Annotated in this window: 19 protein-coding genes and 1 CRISPR repeat array; of the genes, 15 read left to right on the top strand and 4 right to left on the bottom strand. The window is 66.9% G+C overall.

All coding sequences use genetic code 11. The annotated features are described in order from the left end of the window. Positions 1-13: 13 nt before the first annotated feature. Positions 14-901, bottom strand: coding sequence for a DMT family transporter (locus RT051_RS03060; protein ID WP_313071449.1), 888 nt, complete (start codon positions 899-901; stop codon positions 14-16). Between the two features lie 59 nt (positions 902-960). On the opposite strand from RT051_RS03060, the gene pyrF reads away from it, so the two are divergent. After that, entirely contained in the window at positions 961-1,794 is an 834-nt protein-coding gene (pyrF, locus tag RT051_RS03065; protein ID WP_313071452.1) for an orotidine-5'-phosphate decarboxylase, read from the top strand. An 80-nt stretch (positions 1,795-1,874) separates the two neighbouring features. Here pyrF and uvrA read toward each other — a convergent pair whose 3' ends face one another. Continuing rightward, a complete protein-coding gene (uvrA, locus tag RT051_RS03070; protein ID WP_313071456.1) occupies positions 1,875-4,964 on the bottom strand; it encodes an excinuclease ABC subunit UvrA in 3,090 nt (1,029 codons plus the stop codon). Positions 4,965-5,147: 183 nt separating this feature from the next. Here uvrA and cas1f point away from each other — a divergent pair, with 183 nt between their 5' ends. From cas1f to RT051_RS03110, 8 genes are all read left to right on the top strand, one after another. After that, complete coding sequence (gene cas1f / locus RT051_RS03075) at positions 5,148-6,140, top strand: type I-F CRISPR-associated endonuclease Cas1f (protein WP_313071460.1); 993 nt, start codon at positions 5,148-5,150, stop codon at positions 6,138-6,140. After that, a complete protein-coding gene (gene cas3f, locus RT051_RS03080) occupies positions 6,137-9,649 on the top strand; it encodes a type I-F CRISPR-associated helicase Cas3f (protein ID WP_313071464.1) in 3,513 nt (1,170 codons plus the stop codon). The genes cas1f and cas3f overlap by 4 nt, the downstream gene beginning before the upstream one ends. A gap of 365 nt (positions 9,650-10,014) precedes the next feature. Next, positions 10,015-11,421 (top strand): type I-F CRISPR-associated protein Csy1, encoded by a 1,407-nt coding sequence (gene csy1, locus RT051_RS03085; RefSeq protein ID WP_313071469.1) that lies wholly within the window; start codon positions 10,015-10,017, stop codon positions 11,419-11,421. Further along, positions 11,418-12,494, top strand: a complete 1,077-nt coding sequence (gene csy2, locus RT051_RS03090) for a type I-F CRISPR-associated protein Csy2 (RefSeq protein WP_313071473.1) — start codon at positions 11,418-11,420, stop codon at positions 12,492-12,494. Before csy1 ends, csy2 begins: the two co-directional genes overlap by 4 nt. A gap of 56 nt (positions 12,495-12,550) precedes the next feature. Further along, a complete protein-coding gene (csy3, locus tag RT051_RS03095; protein WP_313071476.1) occupies positions 12,551-13,576 on the top strand; it encodes a type I-F CRISPR-associated protein Csy3 in 1,026 nt (341 codons plus the stop codon). Between the two features lie 13 nt (positions 13,577-13,589). Then, positions 13,590-14,165 carry a type I-F CRISPR-associated endoribonuclease Cas6/Csy4 gene (gene cas6f / locus RT051_RS03100; protein WP_313071479.1) on the top strand — a complete coding sequence of 192 codons (576 nt, stop codon included), beginning with the start codon at positions 13,590-13,592 and terminating at the stop codon, positions 14,163-14,165. Positions 14,166-14,295: 130 nt separating this feature from the next. Next, positions 14,296-16,665: a CRISPR direct-repeat array (repeat unit 28 nt; unit sequence GTTCTCTGCCGTGTAGGCAGCTCAGAAA). A gap of 157 nt (positions 16,666-16,822) precedes the next feature. Next, complete coding sequence (locus RT051_RS03105) at positions 16,823-17,236, top strand: YkgJ family cysteine cluster protein (RefSeq protein WP_313071483.1); 414 nt, start codon at positions 16,823-16,825, stop codon at positions 17,234-17,236. A gap of 27 nt (positions 17,237-17,263) precedes the next feature. After that, positions 17,264-17,911 carry an FMN-binding negative transcriptional regulator gene (locus RT051_RS03110; RefSeq protein ID WP_313071486.1) on the top strand — a complete coding sequence of 216 codons (648 nt, stop codon included), beginning with the start codon at positions 17,264-17,266 and terminating at the stop codon, positions 17,909-17,911. An 8-nt stretch (positions 17,912-17,919) separates the two neighbouring features. Here RT051_RS03110 and RT051_RS03115 read toward each other — a convergent pair whose 3' ends face one another. Then, on the bottom strand, positions 17,920-18,243 hold the full coding sequence (locus RT051_RS03115; RefSeq protein WP_313071490.1) for an acylphosphatase: 324 nt from the start codon (positions 18,241-18,243) through the stop codon (positions 17,920-17,922). Between the two features lie 162 nt (positions 18,244-18,405). On the opposite strand from RT051_RS03115, the gene RT051_RS03120 reads away from it, so the two are divergent. Further along, the gene (locus RT051_RS03120; RefSeq protein ID WP_313071494.1) at positions 18,406-18,849 is read left to right on the top strand and encodes an OsmC family protein; all 444 of its coding nucleotides are present in this window, start codon (positions 18,406-18,408) and stop codon (positions 18,847-18,849) included. 168 nt (positions 18,850-19,017) lie between these two features. On the opposite strand, the gene RT051_RS03125 is transcribed toward RT051_RS03120, so the two are convergent. Beyond that, positions 19,018-19,308 carry a hypothetical protein gene (locus tag RT051_RS03125; RefSeq protein WP_313071498.1) on the bottom strand — a complete coding sequence of 97 codons (291 nt, stop codon included), beginning with the start codon at positions 19,306-19,308 and terminating at the stop codon, positions 19,018-19,020. Positions 19,309-19,528: 220 nt separating this feature from the next. On the opposite strand from RT051_RS03125, the gene dinG reads away from it, so the two are divergent. The 5 genes from dinG to RT051_RS03150 all read left to right on the top strand — a co-directional run bounded on the left by dinG (position 19,529) and on the right by RT051_RS03150 (position 24,450). Then, a complete protein-coding gene (dinG, locus tag RT051_RS03130) occupies positions 19,529-21,703 on the top strand; it encodes an ATP-dependent DNA helicase DinG (RefSeq protein WP_313071501.1) in 2,175 nt (724 codons plus the stop codon). Positions 21,704-21,879: 176 nt separating this feature from the next. Further along, on the top strand, positions 21,880-22,383 hold the full coding sequence (locus tag RT051_RS03135) for a pyridoxamine 5'-phosphate oxidase family protein (RefSeq protein WP_313071505.1): 504 nt from the start codon (positions 21,880-21,882) through the stop codon (positions 22,381-22,383). 27 nt (positions 22,384-22,410) lie between these two features. Further along, positions 22,411-22,608, top strand: coding sequence for a hypothetical protein (locus tag RT051_RS03140; protein WP_313071508.1), 198 nt, complete (start codon positions 22,411-22,413; stop codon positions 22,606-22,608). 143 nt (positions 22,609-22,751) lie between these two features. Next, positions 22,752-23,279: a C40 family peptidase gene (locus tag RT051_RS03145; RefSeq protein WP_313071512.1), complete on the top strand. Its 528-nt coding sequence runs from the start codon at positions 22,752-22,754 to the stop codon at positions 23,277-23,279. Positions 23,280-23,349: 70 nt separating this feature from the next. Beyond that, entirely contained in the window at positions 23,350-24,450 is a 1,101-nt protein-coding gene (locus tag RT051_RS03150) for a 3-deoxy-7-phosphoheptulonate synthase (RefSeq protein ID WP_313071516.1), read from the top strand. Positions 24,451-24,572 lie beyond the last annotated feature (122 nt).

Consider the following 24,572-nt stretch of genomic DNA (forward strand, 5'->3'; position numbering starts at 1 on the left):
TTCACAGCCGATTTCATTGATTTTTTACCGGCGCCGGCCACAGGACCGAAGCAATCGCCAGCATCATCAGCAGCACCGCCGTCCAGTCCTGCCAGCGCAGCACCTCGCCCAGCCACAGCGCGCCGCTGAACACGCCGATGACCGGGACCAGCATGACGCTCAAAGTGGAGGCCACCGGCGGCAGCGTGCGCGCCAGGAAGAACCAGGCCACCTGGGCGAAGGCCAGCGCCAGCAGGCCGTTGTAGAGCACGGCGGCCACGGCAGGGGTGCCCGGCACATGCCAGCGCGCGCGCTCGAAGCCAAAGGCCAGGGCCGTCAGCACCACGCAGGTCAGCGCCACCATCCAGAACGACAGGGTCAGTAGCGGCACCGGCATGTGCAGCCGGCGCAGCAGCTGTGTGCCCAGCGCCCAGGACGCGGCGGAGGTCAGCATCAGCCCCACGCCCCAGGCGCTGGCCCCCAGCGCGCCCATCTCGTTCCACAGCAGCAGCAGCACCCCCACGGCGGCGGCCAGCACGCCCGCCCAGCCACGCGCGGCCAGGCGGTCGCCAAAGGCCAGGCTGCCGATGACCGCCGAGAAGATCGGCATGGTGTAGCCCAGGATGGCGGCCCGGCCGCTGGACAGCAGCGGGATGGCCAGGATCATCAGCGAGTGCCAGACGATCATGTTCACCACCGCCAGCAGCAGCACGCGCGGCCACCAGGCGCGCGCGATGGTGAAGGACTCGCCACGCCGCCACAGCACCAGCCCCAGGAACGGCAGCCCCAGCCAGAACGACAGCATGCGGAAGGTGAGCGGCGGGATGTCGGCCACGCCCAGCTTCATGACCGGCCAGTTGAAGCCCCAGATCAGGGTGAGCAAAACGAGGACGATGAGCTGGTGGCGGGACAGTGAAGGCATGGACGTCGATTGTGCGGGCACCCGCCCATGCGTGCAGGCGGCTCCTAAAATCGCGCCCCATGAGCTCCACGACCTTCCTCGACATGCTGCACGGCGCCACGGCGCGCAACGATTCGCTCCTGTGCGTGGGTCTGGACCCCGAGCCGCAGCGCTTTCCGCACGCGCTGCGCGGCGACGCGCAGCGCATCTATGACTTCTGCGCCGCCATCGTGGACGCCACCTGTGACCTGGTCTGCGCCTTCAAGCCGCAGATCGCCTACTTTGCCGCGCACCGCGCCGAAGACCAGCTGGAACGCTTGATGCAGCACATGCGCGCCAATGCCCCGCATGTGCCCATCATCCTGGACGCCAAGCGTGGCGACATCGGCTCCACCGCCGAGCAGTACGCCCGCGAGGCCTTCGAGCGCTACGGCGCCGACGCCGTGACGCTGTCGCCCTTCATGGGTTTCGACTCCATCGAGCCCTATCTGCAATACCACGGCAAGGGCGCCTTCCTGCTGTGCCGCACCTCCAACCCGGGCGGCGACGACATCCAGGCGCAGCGCCTGGCGAGCGTGGAGGGCCAGCCGCTGCTGTACGAACACATCGCCACCCAGGCACAGGGGCTGTGGAACAAAAACGGCCAGCTGGGCCTGGTGGTGGGCGCGACCTACCCCGAGGAAATCGCCCGCGTGCGCCAGCTTGCGCCCACGCTGCCGCTGTTGATCCCGGGCGTGGGAGCCCAGGGCGGCGACGCTGCGGCCACCGTGCGCGCCGGGCTCACGGAAAGCGGCACCATCGTGGTGAACTCCTCGCGCGCCGTGCTCTATGCCTCGGGCGATGTGGACTACGCCCAGGCCGCACGCAGCACAGCGAAGGCCACGCGCGAAGCGTTGAATGCGGCGCGAGGTTGAGGCAATCCCGAACGACGCCTGTTTTTTTACTCTCAATTTGGTAGCTCCCAGCCCTTGCCAGACAAGGGCTGGAGCCACTTTCAGCGCAGATACCGCCGCAGATACTCCCCCGTGTGGCTGGCCGGATTCGCCGCCACGTCTTCCGGCGTGCCTTCGGCCACCACGCTGCCGCCGCCGGCGCCGCCCTCCGGCCCCATGTCGATGACCCAGTCCGCCGTCTTGATGACGTCCAGGTTGTGCTCGATCACGACCAGGGTGTTGCCCGCGTCGCGCAGGCGGGTCAGCACCTGCAGCAGCAGATCGACATCGGCAAAGTGCAGGCCGGTGGTCGGCTCGTCCAGGATGTAGAGCGTGCGCCCGGTGTCGCGGCGCGACAGCTCCTGCGCGAGCTTCACGCGCTGTGCCTCGCCGCCCGAGAGCGTGGTGGCGCTCTGGCCCAGGCGGATGTAGGACAGGCCGACCTCCAGCAGCGTCTGCAGCTTGCGCGCTATTGTTGGCACGTCCTTGAACAGCAAATACGCGTCCTCCACCGTCAGCTCCAGGATCTGCGCGATGCTGCGGCCCTTCCACTGCACCTCCAGCGTCTCGCGGTTGTAGCGCTGGCCGTGGCAGACGTCGCAGGGCACGTACACGTCGGGCAGGAAGTGCATCTCCACCTTGACCACGCCGTCGCCCTGGCAGGCCTCGCAGCGCCCGCCCCCTGCCGCCTGCGACACGTTGAAGGAAAACCGCCCGGGCCCGTAGCCGCGCTCGCGCGCGGTGTTGGTCTCGGCCATCAGCTCGCGGATCGGCGTGAACAGGCCGGTGTAGGTGGCCGGGTTGCTGCGCGGCGTGCGACCGATGGGGGACTGGTCCACGTTGATGACCTTGTCGAAGTATTCGATGCCCTCGATGGCGTCATGCTCGGCCGGCTCGTCGTGCGCGCGGTACAGCTGGCGCGCCACGGCCTTGAGCAGCGTGTCGTTGACCAGCGTGCTCTTGCCGGAGCCGGACACACCCGTCACGCAGGTCAGCAGGCCGACGGGGAAGGACACGCTCACGTCCTGGAGGTTGTTGCCCCGCGCACCCAGCACGCGCAGCGCCTGCAGGTTGCCCTGCGTGGCGCGGTGCTCGGCCAGACGCTCCTTGCGACGCTGGCTGGCGGCGGTTTCGGGGAAGCGCGAAGTGCCCTTCTTCTTCGCCGGCGCGGCGTCCTGCGGCTCGGCCAGCACCGGCAGCCACGGCGTGCGCCGCGCGGGCACGGCGATCTTCTTCTCGCCCGACAGATACTGCCCGGTCAGCGAATCAGGGCTGGCCGCCAGATCGCCCGCGGTGCCCTGCGCCATGACGCGCCCGCCGTGCACGCCGGCGCCCGGGCCCATGTCCACCACGTGGTCGGCGGCGCGGATCATGTCCTCGTCGTGCTCGACCACGATGACGCTGTTGCCCAGGCCCTGCAGGTGCTTGAGGGTGGCGATCAGCCGGTCGTTGTCGCGCTGGTGCAGGCCGATGCTGGGCTCGTCCAGCACGTACATCACGCCGGTGAGGCCGCTGCCGATCTGGCTGGCCAGGCGGATGCGCTGCGCCTCGCCGCCCGAGAGCGTGTCGGCACTGCGCGCCAGGCTCAGGTAGGACAGGCCGACATCGTTCAGGAAGGCGAGGCGCGCGGCGATCTCGCGCACGATGCGCGCGGCGATCTCGGCTTTCGAGCCGGGCAGGTCCAGGCGCTCGAACCAAGCCTGCGCATCGGCCAGCGTGAGCGCGCTGACCTGGTGGATGGCCAGGGCCTCGCCGCCCTCGCCCACCTTGACGGCGCGCGCCTCGGGCCTGAGGCGCGCGCCCGCGCAGGCCGGACAGGGCTGGCACTGGCGATAGCGCGCCAGCTCCTCGCGCACGGTGGCCGAGTCGGTGTCGCGCCAGCGCCGCTCCATGTTGGGAATGACGCCTTCGAAAGGATGATGCTTGACGAGGGCCTCGCCCTTGTGCTCGCCGCTGCCCAGCACATAGGAAAAGGCAATCTCCTGCTCGCCCGAGCCATGCAGCAGCACCCGTTGCACGTCCTGCGGCAGCTGCTCGAAAGGCGTCTGCACGTCAAAGCCATAGTGCGCCGCCAGGCTCTCGAGCATGGCGAAATAGGTGCTGTTGCGCCGGTCCCAGCCGCGCACGGCACCGCCCGCCAGGCTCAGCTCGGGGTGCGCGACGATGCGCGCCGGATCGAACACCTCCACCTCGCCGATACCTTCACAGCGCGGGCAGGCGCCCGAGGGCGAGTTGAAGGAAAACAGGCGCGGCTGCAGCTCGGCCAGCGCGTAGCTGCACACCGGACAGGCAAAGCGGCTGGAAAACAGATGCTCGTGGCCGCTGTCCATCTCCAGTGCCAGCACCCGGCCGGCGCCTTCCGAGCCGCCCACGCGCAGCACCGCCTCGACGCTCTCGGCCAGGCGCTGGCGCGCATCGGGGCGCACCTTGAGACGGTCGATGACGACGTCGATGTCGTGCTTCTCCGTCTTTTTCAGCGGCGGCAGGTTCTCGGCCTCGACGATCTGCCCGTCGATGCGAAAGCGCACGTAGCCCAGCTGCTGCATCTGCGCCAGCACCTCGGTGAATTCGCCCTTTTTCTCGCGCGCCAGCGGCGCCAGCAGCATCAGCCGCGTGTCTGGCGGCAGGGCCAGCACGGCGTCCACCATCTGGCTCACCGTCTGTGCGGTGAGCGGCAAGCCGTGCTCGGGGCAATAGGGTGTGCCGGCGCGGGCATACAGCAGGCGCAGGTAGTCGTGCACCTCGGTCACCGTGCCCACCGTGGAGCGCGGGTTGTGGCTGGTGGCCTTTTGCTCGATGGCGATCGCCGGCGACAGGCCTTCGATCAGGTCCACGTCGGGCTTGTCCAGCCGCCCCAGGAACTGGCGCGCATAGCTCGACAGGCTCTCCACGTAGCGCCGCTGGCCCTCGGCGTACAGCGTGTCGAAGGCAAGACTCGACTTGCCCGAACCCGACAGCCCGGTGATCACCACCAGCTGGTTGCGCGGGATGTCCAGGTCGATGTTCTTCAGGTTGTGCGTGCGCGCACCGCGGATGCTGATGCGCTGCTCGCGCAAGGCGTGGGCGAGGTAGGCGCCGTGGTCGGCGCGCGGTTCATCGTGGGGCGAAGGCAGGGTCACGGCAGCGGCGGGGGCGGCAGGGGAACCCGCCATGATAGACAGCCTCACCAAGGCTGGTGCATGTTTATAAATGGCCCTTTTCCACCCCAGCGGAAAGCAGCGGCACACGCAAAAATTACCTGCGGGCTTTGCAGCGTGGGCCTCCTTCTGAAAGGCTACTGCCCTATCTCGCCGTTACGGATTGGCAGTGCCGCGCGTGTCTCGCATACTGCCCTGATGCAAGACATCGCTCCCTCCGATCTCAAGACCATTCTTCATTCGCAGCGCGCCAATCTCTATTACCTGGAGCACTGCCGAGTGCTTGTCAACGGAGGGCGTGTGGAATATGTGACCGATACGGGCAAGAGAAGCCTGTATTGGAATATTCCTATCGCCAACACCACCAGCATCCTGCTGGGCACGGGCACGTCGATTACCCAGGCCGCCATGCGCGAACTGGCCAAGGCGGGCGTGCTGGTCGGCTTTTGCGGTGGGGGAGGCACGCCGCTTTTCAGCGCCAACGAGGTGGATGTCGAGGTCGCTTGGCTCACGCCACAAAGCGAGTACCGGCCCACGGAGTATCTGCAGGCCTGGGTCAAATTCTGGTTCGATGACGAGCTGCGCTTGCATGCGGCCCGGCAGCTGCAGACCTGCCGTCTGCAGCGGCTGCTGTCCGAGTGGGATACCCGAGCCCTGCGCGAATCGGGCTTTGCCGTGGACCTGGAGCGGCTGCAAGCGTTGGTGCAGCAATTCGCTCGTCAGATCACCAACGCACCCGATGTAACTACGCTGCTGACGGATGAAGCCCGCTTGACCAAGGCGCTGTTCAAGCTGGCTGTGGATACCGTGGGATATGGCGAATTCACGCGCGCCAAGCGCGGCACGGGCACCGATGCCGCCAATCGCTTCCTCGACCACGGCAACTACCTGGCCTATGGCCTTGGTGCTACGGCCACCTGGGTGCTGGGCCTGCCACATGGCTTGGCTGTGCTGCATGGCAAGACGCGGCGCGGCGGACTGGTATTCGACGCCGCTGACCTGGTCAAGGATGCGGCCATCCTGCCGCAAGCTTTTCTGTCGGCCATGCGCGGCGACGATGAGCAGCAGTTTCGCCGCCAGTGCATCGAGACGCTCACGCGCAGCGCCTCGCTGGACTTCATCATCGACACGCTCAAGCGCATCGCCGTCGATACGGCCCGCCTGGCCAATGCCTCGGAGCCATCCGCATGAATGTGCTCTTCATTTCCCAGTGCACCAAGCGCGCGTTGACCGAGACACGCCGGATCCTGGACCAGTTCGCCGAGCGCCGGGGCGACCGGACGTGGCAGACGCCCATCACCCAGGCAGGCCTGGACACCGTGCGCAAGTTGCTGCGCCAGAGCGCACGCAAGAACACCGCCGTGGCCTGCCACTGGATCCGCGGGCGCGACCACAGCGAACTGCTGTGGGTGGTGGGCGATGCCCGCCAGTTCAACGGCCAGGGCGCCGTTCCCACCAACACCACTGCCAGCAACGTACTGCGCGCAGGCGATGAGAACGCCTGGCACCACCTTCCGCTGCTGACCGCCTTGGCAGCGCTGGCCGCCTTGCTACACGACCTGGGCAAGGCGACGCAAGCCTTTCAGGACCGGCTGCGCAACCCCGGCCTGCGCGAGCGCAACCACTACCGGCACGAGTGGGTGTCGGTACGGCTGTTCCAGGCGTTCGTCGGCCAGGACGGGGATGCGATCTGGCTGCAACGGCTGGCGGCCTGTGCCGATGCGGATACCGATGCCCAGGCATTTGAAGCACTGTGGCTGGACCATGCGGACGGGCGGCTGCTGCGCGATGGGCTGAACGAGCCCCAGGCATCACAGCACCTGCCGTTTGCCGGGCTGCCGCCGCTGGCGCAGGCGGTGGCGTGGCTGGTGTTCACCCACCACCGCCTGCCGTGCCTGCCCGTACAACGGTCAGATGGCATGGATGACGGCGACCTCGAAGAAGGGCGGCGCATGTATCGCCGCTTTGGCGCGCGTCCCAGTTTCCTGAATGCCAATCTGCTGGACGACGTGCTGCTGCGCATCAACGCCGACTGGAACGAGCCGCGCGAACGCGTCGACCCAGCCACCGAGCAAGCCCACTGGCGCTTTTCGCACGGCCTGCCGGTCGCCACGCCGGCCTGGCGCAGGCAGGCTGCCCGCTACGCGCGCAAACTCTTGGAGCTGCCCCAGGTACACAGCCAGCGGACAGTGCTGCACGACCCGTTCGCCATGCACGTCGCACGCCTGTGCCTGATGCTGGCAGACCACCACTACTCCAGCATCAGCGACACAGCCCGGCGTACCCCCTATCTCAACGAAAGCTACCCGCTGTACGCCAACACACGCAGCGTTCACTATCAAAACAATAGCTGTCAGCGCTTGCCGGACAAGGGCAGGGGCCCGATATTCAATCAAACCCTGGACGAGCACCTGCTGGGCGTGCAGGCCCACGCCACACTCGTGGTGCACTCGCTGCCCAGCCTGGCGCACAGCCTGCCGGCGCTGAAGAACCACAAGCCGCTCAAGCGCCGCAGCGCTGACCCGCGCTTTGCCTGGCAGGACAAGGCCGCCGATCTGGCCGCCAGCGTGAACGCCCGTGCAGCGCAGCAGGGGGCCTTCATCGTCAACATGGCCTCCACCGGCTGCGGCAAGACACTAGGCAACGCCCGTGTCATGAACGCGCTGGCCGATCCCGCCACCGGCATGCGCTGCGCGTTCGCCATCGGGCTGCGCACGCTGACCCTGCAGACCGGCCGTGTTTTTCAGCAGGACCTGGGGCTGGGCGATGAACAGCTCGCCATCCAGGTGGGCGGCGCAGCCAGCCGCGCGCTGTTCGAGTACTGGGAGCAGCAAGCCGAGGCCACAGGCTCGGCCTCGCGCCAAGAATTGCTGGACGAAGCAGGCGCCGTGCTCCATGAAGGCAATGACCAGCATCCGCTGCTGCAACGCCTGACCGACGACGCCAAGGTCCGCGCCCTGGTGGGTGCGCCGCTGCTGGTCTGCACCGTGGACCACCTCACCCCCGCCACCGAAAGCCTGCGCGGCGGGCGCCAGATCGCACCCATGCTGCGCCTGCTGACGAGTGACCTGGTGCTGGACGAGCCCGACGACTTCGACATGGCCGACCTGCCTGCACTCACCCGGCTGGTGCACTGGGCGGGCCTGCTGGGCAGCCGCGTGCTGCTGTCGTCAGCCACGCTGCCACCCGCACTGGTGGAGGGCCTGTTCCTCGCCTATCGCGCCGGGCGTGCCGTGTATCAGCAGCATCGCAGCGAGCGGCCCGGCGAGCCCGTGCGCGTCTGTTGTTTATGGATCGACGAGTTCCACCAGGCCGCGCACGACTGTGCGGACGGATCCGGCTTCCGCGAGGCGCATAAGCAGTACGTGGACAAACGGATTGTCAAACTGAAGCAGGCAGAGGTGCGGCGGCTGGCACAGATTGCCCCCTTGCCTGACACCTGGCGCGGCATGCAAGAAGCAGAGCGCCGCAAAGACTTCGCCCGCCTGGTGCTGGCGCAGGCCTGGAATCTGCACCAGCAGCCCCACAACCACTGCACCGACACCAGCGGCAAGCGCGTGAGCCTGGGCCTCATCCGCATGGCCAACATCGCACCGCTGTACGACGTGGCGCTGGCCTTGCACGCAGCCGATGCACTGCCGCCCGAGCTGCAAGGGAAAGTGCGCATCCATCTGTGCGTGTACCACTCGCAGTTCCCCTTGCTGCTGCGTTCGACCATTGAGCAGCAACTGGACACCCTGCTCAACCGCCGTGGCGCCAAGGACGGGCTCGATCCTGCCTTGCAACGTCCGGCCCTGCGCGCATGCATCGACACCCACCCTGAACCGCACCACCTGTTCATCGTGCTGGGCTCGCCCGTTACGGAGGTCGGCCGCGACCACGACTACGACTGGGCCGTGGTGGAGCCTTCGTCCATGCGATCGCTGATCCAACTGGCCGGGCGCGTGCGGCGACACCGGCCTGGGGCAGTGGCGGGGGTGAACATGGTGGTGTTGGACAGCAACCTGCGGCACTACGAGAAACCCGACAAGCCCGCGTACGAGAGGCCAGGGTTTGAGACCGGGCATGCGCCGTTCCAGCTCAAGTCTCACTATCTACGTGACCTGCTTGTGCGAGACGTCGGCGAAGCCAATTCGTGGACTGTGGACGCACAACCGCGCATAGTCTTGCCGGCCGACAAGCTGGTGCCTAGCCGCCGCTGGGCAGACCTGGAACACGCCCGCATGCACGACAGCCTGCTGCCTAAGCCCCAGGGGAGCGCCCTCGCCACTCACGCCGCCTGTCTGCACTGGCACGAGCCCCCAAACGAAACGCCTCGGTCCCTTTGGCTCACCGGCCTGCTGCCGCAGTTTCAGCGCTTTCGCCGGGACGACCAGAAGCGTGATGACGTGGCCCTGCTGCCGTACGAGGAAGAAGCAACCCTTCGGCTGCACCGTGTGCAAGACGGTGAACGGCGCTATGACAAGCTTTACGTGCCCATTCACCAGAGCCTGTGCCACACGGTGCCTGCCGCGCAATTGGCATCGCTCAGCCTATCGCCCTGGATACAAGTGGATTTGATGGAGGAACTGGCTGCACTGGCGCAAACGCGGGGCCTATCGCTGGAGCACTGCGCAGAACGCTATGCCACCGCCAGCCTGCCTGAATCTCAAGCCGGCTGGTGGTGGGATGTCCATCTGGGTTTTGCCAAGAAAGTGTGAGCTGCCTATGCGGCAGAGAACCAGAGCCACGCAGGTTAGGTGACTTTTCTGAGCTGTCTTGCGACAGGACATTGATTGTCCGCCATTCCTGAGCTACCATGCAGGCGATCTCAAAAGCTTAATGCTACGCAGGTAAGCTGACTGGTTAAAAACAGGGATTTGAGAAAAACCGTGGTGCAAGTACCAGTTGCACCACGGTTGGTTCAGCAGTGTGCCCAGCAAGCACCAGGAGAAAGGAGGCTTTGTATTTAGCCACCACTTGATCTTATTAGCCGTTTGACGGTTCGCCGTCCAAACGTCTCCCCCGGTTTGGCTGTGTGCTGACCGGGGAATTTTAACTTCCAACCCTTTGGAAAGGTATTCCCATGTCTGAAGCCCCTGGGACAGGCGGCAAGGCAGGCTACCGAGCGGCCATCAGCGCCTTCTTGCAAGAGCGACTGCAAGCCAAGCTCGACAAGCTCAAGCCTGACGATCCCCAACGCGAGGAGGTGATTGCCTCGTTCGCCCATGATGTTTGGCTGGCCAGCGCAGCCAAGCGCGTGGAGCAGATCCAGGCCGTCACGCACTCCCTCAAACCCATCCACCCCGACGCGCGGGGCACAAATTTGTATGTGGAGCCCCGCACGTTGCCCCCGCTTGCCGAGTTGGGCAGCCATGCGCTGGGTGAGCGCTTTGTGAGCGACGTGGTAGGCAATGCCGCTGCGCTGGATGTGTACAAGCTGCTCAAGCTGGAGGTGAACGAACGCAGCCTGCTCACTGCCCTGCTGGCGCAGGATGCTGACGCATTGGCTGCCCTGCATGCCGACCCAGCGCAAGCCCGAGCGCTGCGTGATGCCTTCGTGTCATTGACCCAGCCGCGAGCCGAGGGCCCCGGCAGCCACACTCTGGCCAAGCAGCTGTACTGGCTGACGGGCAGCGATGCCTGCGACGACGCCAGCTACACCCTGCTGGCCCCGCTGTACGCTACATCGCTGGCGCATGCGGTGCACGCTCAAGTGCAGGAAGACCGCTTTGGCGAAGCCAACAAGGCTGCCCGGCAAGCGCGGCGCGAACAAAAGTTGCATGACGGCATGTTCCACGACTACCCCGGACTGGCGGTGCAGAACATGGGCGGTACGAAGCCACAGAACATCAGCCAGCTCAATAGCGAGCGCCGGGGCATGAACTACCTGCTGTCGTCACTACCCCCGCGGTGGCAGGCCAGCGCGGTCCGGCTGCCCGTCCATGCCACATCGGTCTTCGAAAGACTGTTCATCGCCCGGCCTGAGGTACGCCGCACCGTCCGGGCTTTGCGAACTTTTTTGGAATCGGACCCCGATGCCAATCTGGCTACCCGCGAGCGGCGCGAACAACTGCTGGATACGCTGGTGGATGAACTGGTATCGCTGGCCGCCGAGTTGCAGCAGATCCTGCCGCCGGGATGGAGTCGGGATGACGAGCGCTTTAACAACCTGGATGACGTAGAGGCGCTTTGGCTGGACCCTCTGCGCGCGGAGATGCCCGAAGAAGCCCGGTTTGCACACGATTGGTTGTACATGGATTGGCCTGCAGCCATCGGCAAGGCCTTCGGCAACTGGCTCAATCAACAACTGCGCGGCAAGCTACCGGTCGGTGACGCCGAAGCACGCGAGTGGAAGAAAGTGCTGCTGACAGACGAAGACGGGTTCAAGCAACAGTTGCGTGAATTGCGCGACAGGCTAGATGCTCCTCATTACATCCCCATCCGCAAAACGCATGCGGAGTTGGTGGCGCTGCAGGAGGAGAACCCATGAGTGCGCAACAACCCCAAGCTCTCATCGTTCTGCCGCATCTGCGCATCCAGAACGCCAACGCCATCGCCAGCCCACTCACGCACGGCTTCCCTTCCATCACTGCTTTCGTCGGCCTGATGTGGGCGCTGGAGCGCAAGCTGGCGCAGGCGGGTGTGCCGCTGCGGCTGCAAGGCGTGGGCGTGGTCTGCCACCACCACCAAGAGCAGGTCACGCAGGGCTATGTGCGCAGCTTCAACCTCACGCGCAACCCGGTGGACAAAGACGGCAGCACCGCCGCCATCGTGGAAGAAGGCCGCATGCACCTGCAGATCACGCTGGTGCTGGCCGCTTCGGAGAAGCGCACGCCCGGCGCTCCTGCGGCGCTGGTACAAGGCAACCAAGCGCAGTTGAACGAGTGGGCCGCGCAAGCGAGCCACATCCTGGCGGGCATGCGCGTGGCGGGGGGTAGTGTGCTGCCCTCGCGTCCCATGCCGGGCAAGCGGGTGCGGCCCTGGATGGCCATCGTGCCCGAAGACCTGGAGGCCGCCGCCAAAGAGTTCCGCCAATGGCGCCGGCAATGGCTTCCGGGCTTTGCCCTGGTGGGGCGTGATGACCTGTTGGCCCAGCGCCTTCAAGAGCTGCGCACCACCCGGCCCGACGCCACGCTGTTGGACGCTTGGCTGCACGCTGCCCGCTTCAACTACGCACCGGTAGTGCCTGACGGCGGAGTGCCAGCGCCCGACGGGCAGGTGAGGTGGGAGGACCCACAGCGCCGCAAAGGCGGCGGCTGGGTAGTGCCCCTCCCCGTAGGCTACGCAGCGCTTACGCCCGCCCACGCCCCGGGCACCGTACGCAATGCGCGCGACGCCACGGTGCCAATGCGGTTTGTGGAGTCAGTCTATGCACTAGGCGAGTGGATCAGCCCGCACCGCCTGACCCACCTGCGCCAGTTGCTGTGGTACGCCGAAGCCGACGAACCGCGGGGGCTATACCGCTGCCGTAATGGCTACCAGCCTGCGAAGACAGAAGACGCTGGCGCAGATGACACCGAAGCACCTGATGAATTGGACGACGAGCCCTATGAATACATCTGAGCCCCGTATGCCCGCCTCTTCGCATTCAACACGCCTATTTTTGAAAGATTGACACCATGACCGACAAACTCATCACCGCTTCCGTCTTGGCCTTCGAGCGCAAGCTGGATCCCTCTGACGCCGTACTCCACGCGGGCCGTTGGGAAGACCGGGCCCAGTCGCACAGCTGGCAGCCAGTGGTCAACCGGAAGAAATCCGTCCGCGGCACCATCAGCAACCGCCTCAAGGCCAAGGACCAAGACCCGGCCAAGCTGGATGCCGCCATCGAGAACCCGAACCTGCAAACCGTGGACGTGGCTGCGCTGCCCGCCCAGGCCGACACGCTCAAAGTGCAGTTCACGCTGCGCGTGCTGGGCGGTGCGGGCACGCCTTCGGCCTGCAACAGCGCGGCCTACCAGGCCAAGCTGCTGGCCACCGTGCAGGGCTATGTACAGCAGCACGGCTTTGACGAGCTGGCCCGGCGCTACGCAGCCAACTTGGCCAACGCACGCTTCCTGTGGCGCAACCGCACAGGGGCGGAACAGGTCGAAGTGATCGTGGAACAGATGCAGGACGGCCAAGCCGCGAAAACATGGTCTTTCAATGCCCTGGCCCTTGATACACGAGCGCTGGCAGCTATCAATAATGAAGCGCCCGAGCTTGAGGAACTGGGCCAGGCCATCGCTGCCGGACTGGCGGGTTCGTCCCATGTGCTGTTGCGGGTGACGGCCTTCGTGCGCCAGGGCGCGGGGCAGGAGGTATTCCCCTCGCAGGAGCTGATTCTGGACAAGGCCAGCGCAGGCAAGAGCAAGACGCTGTACGACGTGGATGGTGTCGCTGCCATCCACTCGCAGAAGATCGGCAACGCCATCCGCACCATCGACACCTGGTACGAAGGCGCCGAAACACTCGGCCCCATCGCGGTGGAGCCCTACGGCTCGGTAACCACCCAGGGCAAGGCCTACCGGCAGCCCAAGCAGAAGATGGACTTCTACACGCTGCTGGACAGCTGGCTTTTGAAAGACCAGGCGCCGCCTGCGGAGCAGCAGCACTTCGTGATGGCGGTGCTCATCCGTGGTGGCGTGTTCGGTGATGCCAGTTGATCCAGGGCCGGCCATGACGACGCACTACATCGACATTACCCTGCGGCCCGATCCCGAATTCAGCCATGCGCACCTGCTCGGTGCCCTGGTCGCCAAGCTGCACCGCGCCCTCGTCCATCTGCAAGCCGACGACATCGGGGTGAGCTTTCCCCAGCACGTCAGCGCTCCCTTGCCCCGGCGCACGTTGGGACCCCTGCTGCGCCTGCATGGGCAGCCCGCAGTGCTGGAAGCCCTGATGGCGCTGGAGTGGCTTCAAGGCATGCGCGATCACGTCCGGCTGACCAACCTTACGCCCGCGCCAGAGGAAGCGCAGCACCGAATCGTGCAGCGCCGCCAGTTCAAGACCAGTGCAGAGCGCTTGCGCCGTCGCCGCATGCAGCGAAAAGGTGAAACGGCCCAGCAGGCCGCCGCCGCCATTCCGGACAGCGTGGAGCAGCGTCCGCAATTACCGTACGTCCAGTTGCGAAGTCAGAGTACGGGACAGCCATTTTGCCTATTCATTGAGCATGGCCCCTTGTTAACCGCTGCGCAAAAGGGGCCTTTCAACGCCTTCGGCCTCAGCCGGGAGGCCAGCATCCCCTGGTTTTGACCCTTTTTTCTACAGGGAGGAACAAGTCCTTTGAAATCAAAGACTTGGAGTACTTCAAGAAATTTTGGTGAAAGGCGATAAAAGAGACTTTTCTTCTGGAGATTCAACAGGTTAGCTTGGTACATTTGAAGTTCTCTGCCGTGTAGGCAGCTCAGAAAACGCAAGTGCATAACCCTCAATCCCCCAGGCCGTTCTCTGCCGTGTAGGCAGCTCAGAAATTCGCCCAAGCCGGATGGCGTGATCACCTTGCGTTCTCTGCCGTGTAGGCAGCTCAGAAACGGACGGTGCGGCTCATGGGGGACGGTGATCATGTTCTCTGCCGTGTAGGCAGCTCAGAAATCGGGCACCTTGGCGGCCGGGCCGCGCGGCCTGTTCTCTGCCGTGTAGGCAGCTCAGAAATCAATGTGGTTCGTGCGAGGAGTCGTCAGAGAGTTCTCTGCCGTGTAGGCAGCTCAGAAAAGGGCCCGCCGCCGGCCCCAGGTCTTCCCCGCGTTCTCTGCCGTGTAGGCAGCTCAGAAAGGCAAGAGTGCGGCGCTGGTCGCGATGCTTGAGTTCTCTGCCGTGTAGGCAGCTCAGAAAACCTCCTGGGCCTGATGCAAGTACTTCCCGAAGTTCTCTGCCGTGTAGGCAGCTCAGAAAGTAGCGGGCCCGCCGGATGAGCGTGTGGACTTGTTCTCTGCCGTGTAGGCAGCTCAGAAATGCTGTTCGCCTGGGAAGGCAGCGCCGCCGTCGTTCTCTGCCGTGTAGGCAGCTCAGAAATTCAAATCCTTCTCCAGCGCCTCATACAGCGCGTTCTCTGCCGTGTAGGCAGCTCAGAAAAGCATTCCATTTGTGCAGAGGCAGCGATGCGAGTTCTCTGCCGTGTAGGCAGCTCAGAAAATCTGCAGCCGGTTGTCGGCCTGGATCTCGCGGTTCTCTGCCGTGTAGGCAGCTCAGAAAGAAATGCGCCAGCAAGCCGAGCGCGACACCTGGTTCTCTGCCGTGTAGGCAGCTCAGAAATCATCGAAGTAGTCATGGTCGGCATCCGTGATGTTCTCTGCCGTGTAGGCAGCTCAGAAACGGCCCCAACCACATGCGATGGGTGCCCGTCAGTTCTCTGCCGTGTAGGCAGCTCAGAAACTGCTGCACCACCGCGCCCGTCTGAGAGGACGGTTCTCTGCCGTGTAGGCAGCTCAGAAATCCACCACGCAGGGCTGCATGACGGGGATGTTGTTCTCTGCCGTGTAGGCAGCTCAGAAAATGCGGGTCACGGTGTTTCTCTTCGAACATGAGTTCTCTGCCGTGTAGGCAGCTCAGAAACCATGTAGCGCTCGCTCGCGCAGCGTGCCCCAGTTCTCTGCCGTGTAGGCAGCTCAGAAATCGATGGCCCAAATATGCTGCAGCAACCCCCGGTTCTCTGCCGTGTAGGCAGCTCAGAAAGCAGGCGGTGCTGGGGCCGGCGGCGCCCTGATGTTCTCTGCCGTGTAGGCAGCTCAGAAAATCGGCATCAGCGGACAGGGCTTTTTGGTACGCGTTCTCTGCCGTGTAGGCAGCTCAGAAATGATGCGCGACGATGGCTCGCTGTTTTCCGGGGTTCTCTGCCGTGTAGGCAGCTCAGAAAACGCACCACAACGGGGCAAAGCAGATGGCGGAGTTCTCTGCCGTGTAGGCAGCTCAGAAAATGCCCTCTTGCATCAGCACGCCGTCGCTTGTGTTCTCTGCCGTGTAGGCAGCTCAGAAAATCGCGTCCGGGTGCTTCCGAAAATTCGCTGCGTTCTCTGCCGTGTAGGCAGCTCAGAAAATCAAGGCGTTCCAGCGGTTCGGAGTTGGACCGTTCTCTGCCGTGTAGGCAGCTCAGAAATTGGAGAGGCGGCGGTCGGGGCCGATGTAGGGGTTCTCTGCCGTGTAGGCAGCTCAGAAAAAGCAGGCCGACCTGGACGTGTTCGTCAAGGCGTTCTCTGCCGTGTAGGCAGCTCAGAAAACTGCAGATGCCAGGCGTCATCTACCCATGCTGTTCTCTGCCGTGTAGGCAGCTCAGAAAAGGCACTCGGTTTGGTACTGCGCGGCTTGCCGGTTCTCTGCCGTGTAGGCAGCTCAGAAATGCACGCGCCCTGCCCCTTTTTTTGTGGACTTGTTCTCTGCCGTGTAGGCAGCTCAGAAAAAACGCAGGCCGCCGCATCGGCTCGATGGATGGTTCTCTGCCGTGTAGGCAGCTCAGAAACGGCCGGCATCGAGGGCATTGCATCAGTCCTGGTTCTCTGCCGTGTAGGCAGCTCAGAAAACAGAAAAAGCCCGAATTGTGGAACTCCTGCGGTTCTCTGCCGTGTAGGCAGCTCAGAAAAGCAGGTCGATGGCGGATGTGGGCGCGGCGGGGTTCTCTGCCGTGTAGGCAGCTCAGAAAGAGATCGCCGTCGAGGCCATCGACCGGCCCTGGTTCTCTGCCGTGTAGGCAGCTCAGAAATACCCGTGAGCTGTCGCGGGTGAGCTGGCATAGTTCTCTGCCGTGTAGGCAGCTCAGAAAATTCGGTCCAGCCCAGGCCCGTGAATGCTCGATACCCCGGCAAGTTCTCCGCCGCATAGACACGTCACTTAAAACCTGGCTTGCATCAGACAGCTACTCCCGCAGAAAAACCACGCAGCCCGGCCGCCTCGCGTCCCGCTCCACAATCCGCCCTCCCATGCCCCCCCGCACCATCCCCCTCGTCGACACCGACCGCCCGGGCACCTGGACGCGCCACCGCGCCGGCCTGTGCGAGTCCTGCAACGCCAACTGCTGCACCATGCCGCTCGAAGTGCAGCTGCCCGACCTGGTGCGCCTGGGCCTGGTCGAAGCTTTCGAGGCCGACAACGTCGAGCCGCGCCTGATCGCCCGGCGCCTCTCCAAGGCGCGGCTGATCGACCACTTCAGCCCGAAAAATCAGCTGTTCACCCTGGCGCGGCGTGCCAGCGGCGACTGCCAGTTCCTGGATGCGCGCACGCGCCGCTGCACGGTGTACGAGCGCCGGCCCGAGACCTGCCGCCTGCATCCGCAGCAGAAAAGCCCCCGCCCTGGCTGGTGCGCCTATGGCGCGCGGATGCCGGCGCGGCCCTGAAAAAAGCCCTCCGCACCCAGGCCCGCCATGTACACGCCCGCCGCCTTTGCCGAAGACCGCCCCGAAGCCCTGCACGGCCTGATCCGCGCACACCCGCTGGGCCTGCTGTGCCGCCAGGGCCCCCAGGGGCTGGATGCCGAGCACCTGCCTTTTTTGCTCGACGCCGAGCGCGGCCCGCACGGCACGCTGGTGGCGCACGTGGCGCGCGCCAATGCGCTGTGGCGCGAGGTGCCGGCCGGCGGCGCGGTCGATGCGCTGGTGGTGTTTCGCGGGCAGCACGGCTACATCTCGCCCAACTGGTACCCCTCCAAGCACGAGACGCACCGCGCCGTGCCCACCTGGAACTACGAGGCGGTGCACGTGCACGGCCGGCTCACCGTGCATGACGACGAGCGCCATGTGCGCCGCGTGGTCGCACGCCTGACGCGCCAGCACGAGGCCGCCGAGCCCCAGCCCTGGCGGATGGGCGACGCGCCGCGCGACTATCTGGACGAGATGCTGCGCGCCATCGTCGGCATCGAGGTGGGCATCACGCGCATCGAGGGCAAGCGCAAGCTGAGCCAGAACCGCACCGCGCCCGACCGGGACGGCGTTATCGGCCAGCTGCAGACGCGCGGCCAGCAGGCCCTGGCCGAGGCGATGCGCCGGGCAGCTGAGCGCCAGCCGCCGGGCTGAGCGGCCAATCAGAGCGTCTCGCGCTGCACGAAACCCTGGGGCGGGGGCTCGGGTGCAGCCTCCTCGGCCACTTCGACGCGGTCCACGCGCGCATCACGCGGCCCCTGCTGCGCCCAGTCCACCAGGGCCTGCACGGCCGCCTGCGTGCCCATGATCAGGGCTTCGACCGTGCCATCGCTGCGGTTGCGCACCCAGCCGGCAACGCCCAGGCGGCGCGCCTGCTCGACGGTGGACTGGCGGTAATACACGCCCTGCACCCGGCCGTGGATGCGCAGGCGCCGGGCAACGAAGGTCGATGGGTTCGAGGAAGAGATGCAGCGGCTGTCGGACATGCGCCGCACTGTAGCGCCTGGGGCCGCGCCGGCGCTGTAGGCGCCGGGCTTCGGCCTGCAGGGCGCGCGGGCCGACAGCGGGCATGGCGCGGCCGTGCTGTGATCGGCGCTTCGGCCGCACGGGCCGGCCGAGTTCAACCACCCCGCCACAGGAGCCAGCACATGAGCGAGAAATCCGCATCCGTCCACTGGGAGGGCGCCGGCCGCGCCGGCCAGGGCCAGGTCAGCACCGAAACCGGGTCGCTGCAGAAATACCCCTACGGCTTTGCCAGCCGCTTTGGTGACGACCGCAAGGGCACCAACCCGGAAGAGATCCTGGGCGCCGCGCACGCCGCCTGCTTCACCATGGCCGTCTCGTTCGCCTGCGACAAGGCGGGCTTTGCCACGCGCACGCTCGACACCACGGCACGCGTGCGCCTGGCCAAGGAGGGCGAGGGCTTCAAGATCGATCGCATCGCGCTCACGCTCACGGCCCGCATTCCCGGCATCGGCGAGGATGAGTTCCAGAAGATCGCCGAAGAGGCCAAGCGCAACTGCCCCCTGTCCAAGGCCTTGGCCGCCGTGCCCGAGATCACCTTGCAGGCCCGGCTGGAGCAGGGCGACTGAAGGCTGCTGCGGCAGCACCCGGCGCTGGCCGATTTATCTGATTGAAAAAGCCGTTCTTCCCTTGCGCAGCAACGGCTTTCAGCTATGAAAAATGATTCCGCCTGGCACGCCTCGCCCCACCGCCCGGCGCGCCGTGATGGCGCTACGGACTATGAGCTCCCGCCAGACCTAAACCGGCGGGCGCGGCCGGGTGCGGCTCTCGTCAGTCTGCAGGCCCTGGTCGGTGTCCTGCAGGCCGCGTTCGAGGTCGCGCGCACCTTGCTGCACCCGGGGATCGGGCGTATCGCTGGTCATGTCGACGTCCTGGTCGCGCTCGTGCGGCATGCGGGGCGGGTTCTGCGCCTCGTCCTTGCGGGCGGGCTGCGTCAGGTCCACGCCATGCAGGTTGGCGGGCTTGCCCGGCGGGTCGCGGTCCTGGGGTGAGGTGGGGATGGTGTGAGCAGTGGGCTGGTTTGCCATGGCAGGCCTCGGCAGTGTGCGGTGAAGGAAAAAGGGTCCAGAAATGGGCAGGCGGGCGGGCTGCCGCCGTCTGCCAGGGCCATGCTAGGGTGGCGGCGCGAGGCACGGGCGTAGGCCCGGGCCGGGCAACCCCATAGGCTGTGTGCCCGCGGCGTTCCGCTACCATCCTGGATAAACATACAGGCTTTCCTACAGGCTTTTTTTGTCGCTCTTTCCCCCCATGACCGCGCAGCAGTGGGCCGATGGCGCCCTGCAGACCTTCGAGGCGGTGGTGCAGTCCACCGCCGGCTTTCGCGCGCGCGAGGGCCAGCGCCTCATGGCCGAGCGGGTGGCCGAGACCTTCAGCCGCGCCGAGCTGGGCAAGGCCGAGGACGGAGACGAGGAGCCCGGGCGCGCCATCGCCGTGGTGCAGGCCGGCACGGGGGTGGGCAAGTCGCTGGCCTACAGCGCGCCGGCCATCGCCCTGGCGCTGTCGCGCGGCACGCGGGTCGTCATCTCCACCGCCACCGTGGCGCTGCAGGAGCAGCTGGTCACCAAGGACCTGCCGGCGCTGGCCGCGCACCTGGACGAGCCGCTGCGCTTTGCCCTGGCCAAAGGGCGCGGGCGCTACGTCTGCAAGCTCAAGCTCGAGCGGCTGGCCGCCGGCACCGACGACGAGTTCGGCGCCACGGAGGACCTGTTCGGCGCGCCCGCCGAGGAGCCCGAGGCCGCCCCCACCCCGAAGAGCCGCCAGGGCGCGCAGGCGCGCATGAAGTTCTACGCCAGCATGGCCGACGCTCTGGCCTCGGGCAGCTGGGACGGCGACCGCGACACGCTGCAGCACCCGCCCGAGCCCGAGGCCTGGACGCCCGTGGCGGCCGAGATGCACTCCTGCACCGGCCGGCACTGCCCTATGTTCTCGCAGTGCACCTATTACGACCGGCGCAAGGAGCTGGTGGCCGCCCAAGTCATCGTCGCCAACCACGACCTGCTGCTGTCGTCCCTGGGCGCGCGCCTGCTGCCCGACCTGGACAACTGCCTGCTGATCCTGGACGAGGCGCACCACCTGCCCTCGACCGCCCTGTCGCAGTTCGCCTGCGAGGTGGACCTGTCCTACCTCGGCTGGATCGACAAGCTCGCCAGCCGCGCGCTGCGCATCGGGCAGCTGGTCGAAGTGGCCGAGATCGCCGACATCCCCAACCACGCCGCGCGCCTGCGTGCCGCGCTGCAGGATGCGGCCCGCCTGGCCATGGACCTGTACGGCGAGAGCCTGCGCGCCGCGCCGCGCGCCGGCAGCGGCGCCGGCCTGCCCACGCGCGCCCGGGTGGCCTGCGGCCTACTGCCCGAGCCGCTGCGCGAGCCTTTTGGTCAGGCCGCCCAGCACGCCGAGGGCTTCATCGAGGCGCTGCGCGCCATCGCCAAGGCGCTGCGCAGCGCCATGCGCGAGACGCCGGACGAGGCGCGCCGGCTGTCGCAGCTCTACGCCCAGATCGGGGCGCTGGCGCCGCGGCTCGAGGCCGTGCACGCGGCGGCGCAGCTGCTCACGGCCGAGGCGCCCGAGGGCGCCGTGCCCGCGGCCAAGTGGTTCACCCTGTCGACGCAGGGCGACTTCGCCAGCCTGCGCGCGCACGCCAGCCCCGTGCTGCCGGGCAACGCGTTGCGTCAGCACCTGTGGTCGGCCGTGCGCGGTGCGGTGCTAACCTCGGCCACGCTCGCCAGCTGCGGGCAGTTCGACTTTTTCCTGCGCGAGGCCGGCCTGTCGGGCGACGCGGCGGTCTCCACGCTCTCGGTGGACAGCCCCTTCGACTACCCCCGCCAGGGCACGCTGGTGGCGCACGAGACACGCGCCGAGCCGCGCGACGCGCAGGCCTTCACCGCCGAGATGGTGGACGCACTGCTGACCGACCTGGCGCAGGTCGAGGCCGGCGCGCTGGTGCTGTTCACCTCGCGCGAGCAGATGCGCCGCGCCGAGGCCGAGCTGCCCACGGCGCTGCGCAGTGCCGTGCTGGTGCAGGGCCAGCTGCCCCGGCGCGAGCTGCTGGCGCGCCACCGCGAGCGGGTCGCCGCGGGGCAGCCGTCCATCATCTTCGGCATGCAGTCCTTCGGCGAGGGGCTGGACCTGCCCGGGCGGCTGTGCGAGTCGCTGTTCATCACCAAGCTGCCCTTTGCCCCGCCCGACGATCCGGTGGGCGAGGCCCGCGCCGAGTGGCTGCGCGCCGCCGGGCGCGACCCGTTCAGCGAGCTGGTGGTGCCGGCCACCGCCATCCGCCTGGCGCAATGGGTGGGCCGGGCCATCCGCACCGAGGACGACCACGCCCGGGTGTTCTGCTACGACAAGCGCCTGGTGCGCACCGGCTACGGCCAGCGTCTGCTGGCCGGGCTGCCGCCGTTCACGCTGCAGCGGCGCGCGGGCTGAAGGCAGCCCGCACGGGCGCCCATTGGCCGCGCGCGTCGGACGGCCCCCACAGCGGCGCTGGCCCGGCGCTGACCCGGCGCCCGCGGGTGCAGGCCTACAGTGGTCTGGACGGACGGCGGCCCGCCTTGGCGAGCGCCGCGCTCTCGCATCCATCCACCCTGCCTGGAGCCCCTTGCATGACTTCCGAGACCGACGACCCCCGCGCCGCGCTGTTTGAGCGCATCAAGGACATCCGCTTTGGCATGCTGACGCACCGTGCGGCCAGCGGCATGCTGCACTCGCACCCGCTGACCACGCTCAACAAGGACATCGACCAGCAGGCGCAGCTGTATTTCTTCATCCCACGCGACGGCGAGCTGCACGAGCGCCTGGCCGCCGACAGCCAGGTCAACCTGAGCTACGCCGACCCGGGCGAGGACTGCTACGTCTCGGTCTCCGGCACTGCCGCCTTCATCGAGGACGCGGCGCGCAAGGAAGAGCTCTGGAACCCCATGGCCAAGGCCTGGTTCCCGGACGGCCCGGGCGACCCCAACCTGGTGCTGCTGGCGGTGCACATCCAGCACGCCGAGTACTGGGACGTCAAGGAAAGCAAGCTGACCCAGCTCTACAAGATGGCCACCGCCGCCATGACGGGCGAGCGGCCCAAGGGGCTGGGCGAGCACCGCGAACTCGATCTTTGACACCCGCATCCACAGGAGGAATCTCTCATGCATCCACAAAACGAAAAGACCACCCAGGACGTCTCTCCGCAGACCGGCAAGCCCCGCGAGGAGGGGCAGGGCACGCAGGACGCCGAAGTGCAGACCAGCAACAAGGAGTCCGCCCAGCGCCGCGACCTCCAGAGCAACGTCGGCAGCGACAACCAGGTGCAAGAGCGCCGCGGCACCAACCTGGACAAGTTCTGACGACATTGTCTTGAGAATCAGCTGGAAACCCGCGCCAGTCGCGGGTTTCCAGCTATCAAAACGGGTTTTTCAGGTCAGGGGGCGAGGCCCCTCGGGGTCAGTGCCGGTGCCGCCGGGCGCCTGCTGCGCTACGCTCGGCCCCCATGTCCCGCTGCCTCTTTCCCCGTTTCGCGCACATGGCTGCCGCGCTGGGCCTGGGCGCTGTGCTGGTCGGCTGCGCCGCGCCGCCCTCCGGCAGCGTGCGCGCAAGTGCCCCTGCGGCTGGCAGCAGCGCAGCCCGGATGCCCTACGCGCGCCTGTCGCCCGAGCAGTCGAGCGACATCGCCATCCACGCCCTGGGCCTGGTCGGCACGCCCTACCGCTACGGCGGCAACACCCCCGACAGCGGCTTCGACTGCAGCGGCCTGATCGGCTACGTCTATACCAGCCGCGCCGGCGTGGCGCCGCCGCGCACGGTGGCCCAGCTCAGCAGTTTCGGCGCCGACGTGGACATGGCCGACCTGCGCACCGGCGACCTGGTGGTGTTCGGCCAGGGCCGGGCCACGCACGCCGGCATCTACGTGGGCGAAGGGCGCTTCGTGCACGCGCCCTCCACTGGCGGCACGGTGCGGCTGGACCACCTGCAGTCGCGCCACTGGGCCCGCCAGAACGCGCGCTTTCGCCGGCCGTGAGAGCCTTCTGCCTGTACAGGCCGTGAGCCCGTCAGCAGCGCGTCGGACACGGGCGCGACAATCGCCCCCCATGATCCATACCGCCACTTCCTCTTTTTCCACGCAGGACACGACCCGCATCGATGACCTGCGCATCAAGGCCGTGCGCCCGCTCATCACGCCGGCGCTGCTGCAGGAATGGCTGCCCGCGACCGAGGCGGCGCAGGCCCTGGTCGAGGACAGCCGCGCCGCCATCGCCCGGGTGCTGGCCGGGCAGGACGACCGGCTCGTCGTCGTCGTCGGCCCCTGCTCCATCCACGACCACGATGAGGCGATCGAGTACGCACGCCTGCTCAAGGCCGAGGCCGATGCGCTGGCGACCGAGCTGCTGGTCGTGATGCGCGTGTATTTCGAGAAGCCCCGCACCACCGTGGGCTGGAAGGGCTACATCAACGACCCGCGCCTGGACGGCAGCTTCGCCATCAACGAGGGACTGGAGCGCGCCCGGGCGCTGCTGCTGGACGTGCTGGCGCTGGGCCTGCCCGTGGGCACCGAGTTCCTGGACCTGCTCAGCCCGCAGTTCATCAGCGACCTGGTCAGCTGGGGCGCCATCGGCGCGCGCACCACCGAAAGCCAGAGCCACCGGCAGCTGGCCAGCGGCCTGTCGTGTCCGGTGGGCTTCAAGAACGGCACCGACGGCGGCGTGCGCGTGGCCGCCGACGCCATGCTTGCCGCGCGCTCGTCCCATGCCTTCATGGGCATGACCAAGATGGGCCAGGCGGCCATCTTCGAGACGCGCGGCAACCACGACTGCCACGTCATCCTGCGCGGCGGCCGCCAGCCCAACTATGGCGCCGCCGACGTGCAGGCAGCCTGCGAACTGCTGGCCGCCAGCGGCCTGCGCGAGCAGGTCATGGTCGACCTGTCGCACGCCAACAGCAGCAAGCAGCACGCGCGCCAGATCGCCGTGGGCGAGGACGTGGCCGCGCAGATCGCGGCGGGCGATGTGCGCATCACCGGCATCATGGTCGAGAGCCACCTGAACGAGGGCCGCCAGGACATCGTGCCCGGGCAGCCGCTGGCGCCCGGTGTCTCGGTGACCGACGCCTGCATCGGCTTCGCGCAGACGGTGCCGCTCTTGCAGGCGCTGGCCGGCGCCGTCCGCGCGCGCCGCGGCAGGGCCGCGGTCTGACCGGGCGGTCAATTCTCCGGTGTACCATGGCCGCTCCGCCGCAGGCCAATTTTTCTGCTTCGAGGACAGGCCACCTGGCGGTGCCTTCGCTTCCAGCCCATGCAGATGTCCCGCAACGCTTC

The organism is Melaminivora sp., assembly GCF_032059615.1.
Lineage (GTDB): Bacteria > Pseudomonadota > Gammaproteobacteria > Burkholderiales > Burkholderiaceae_C > Melaminivora.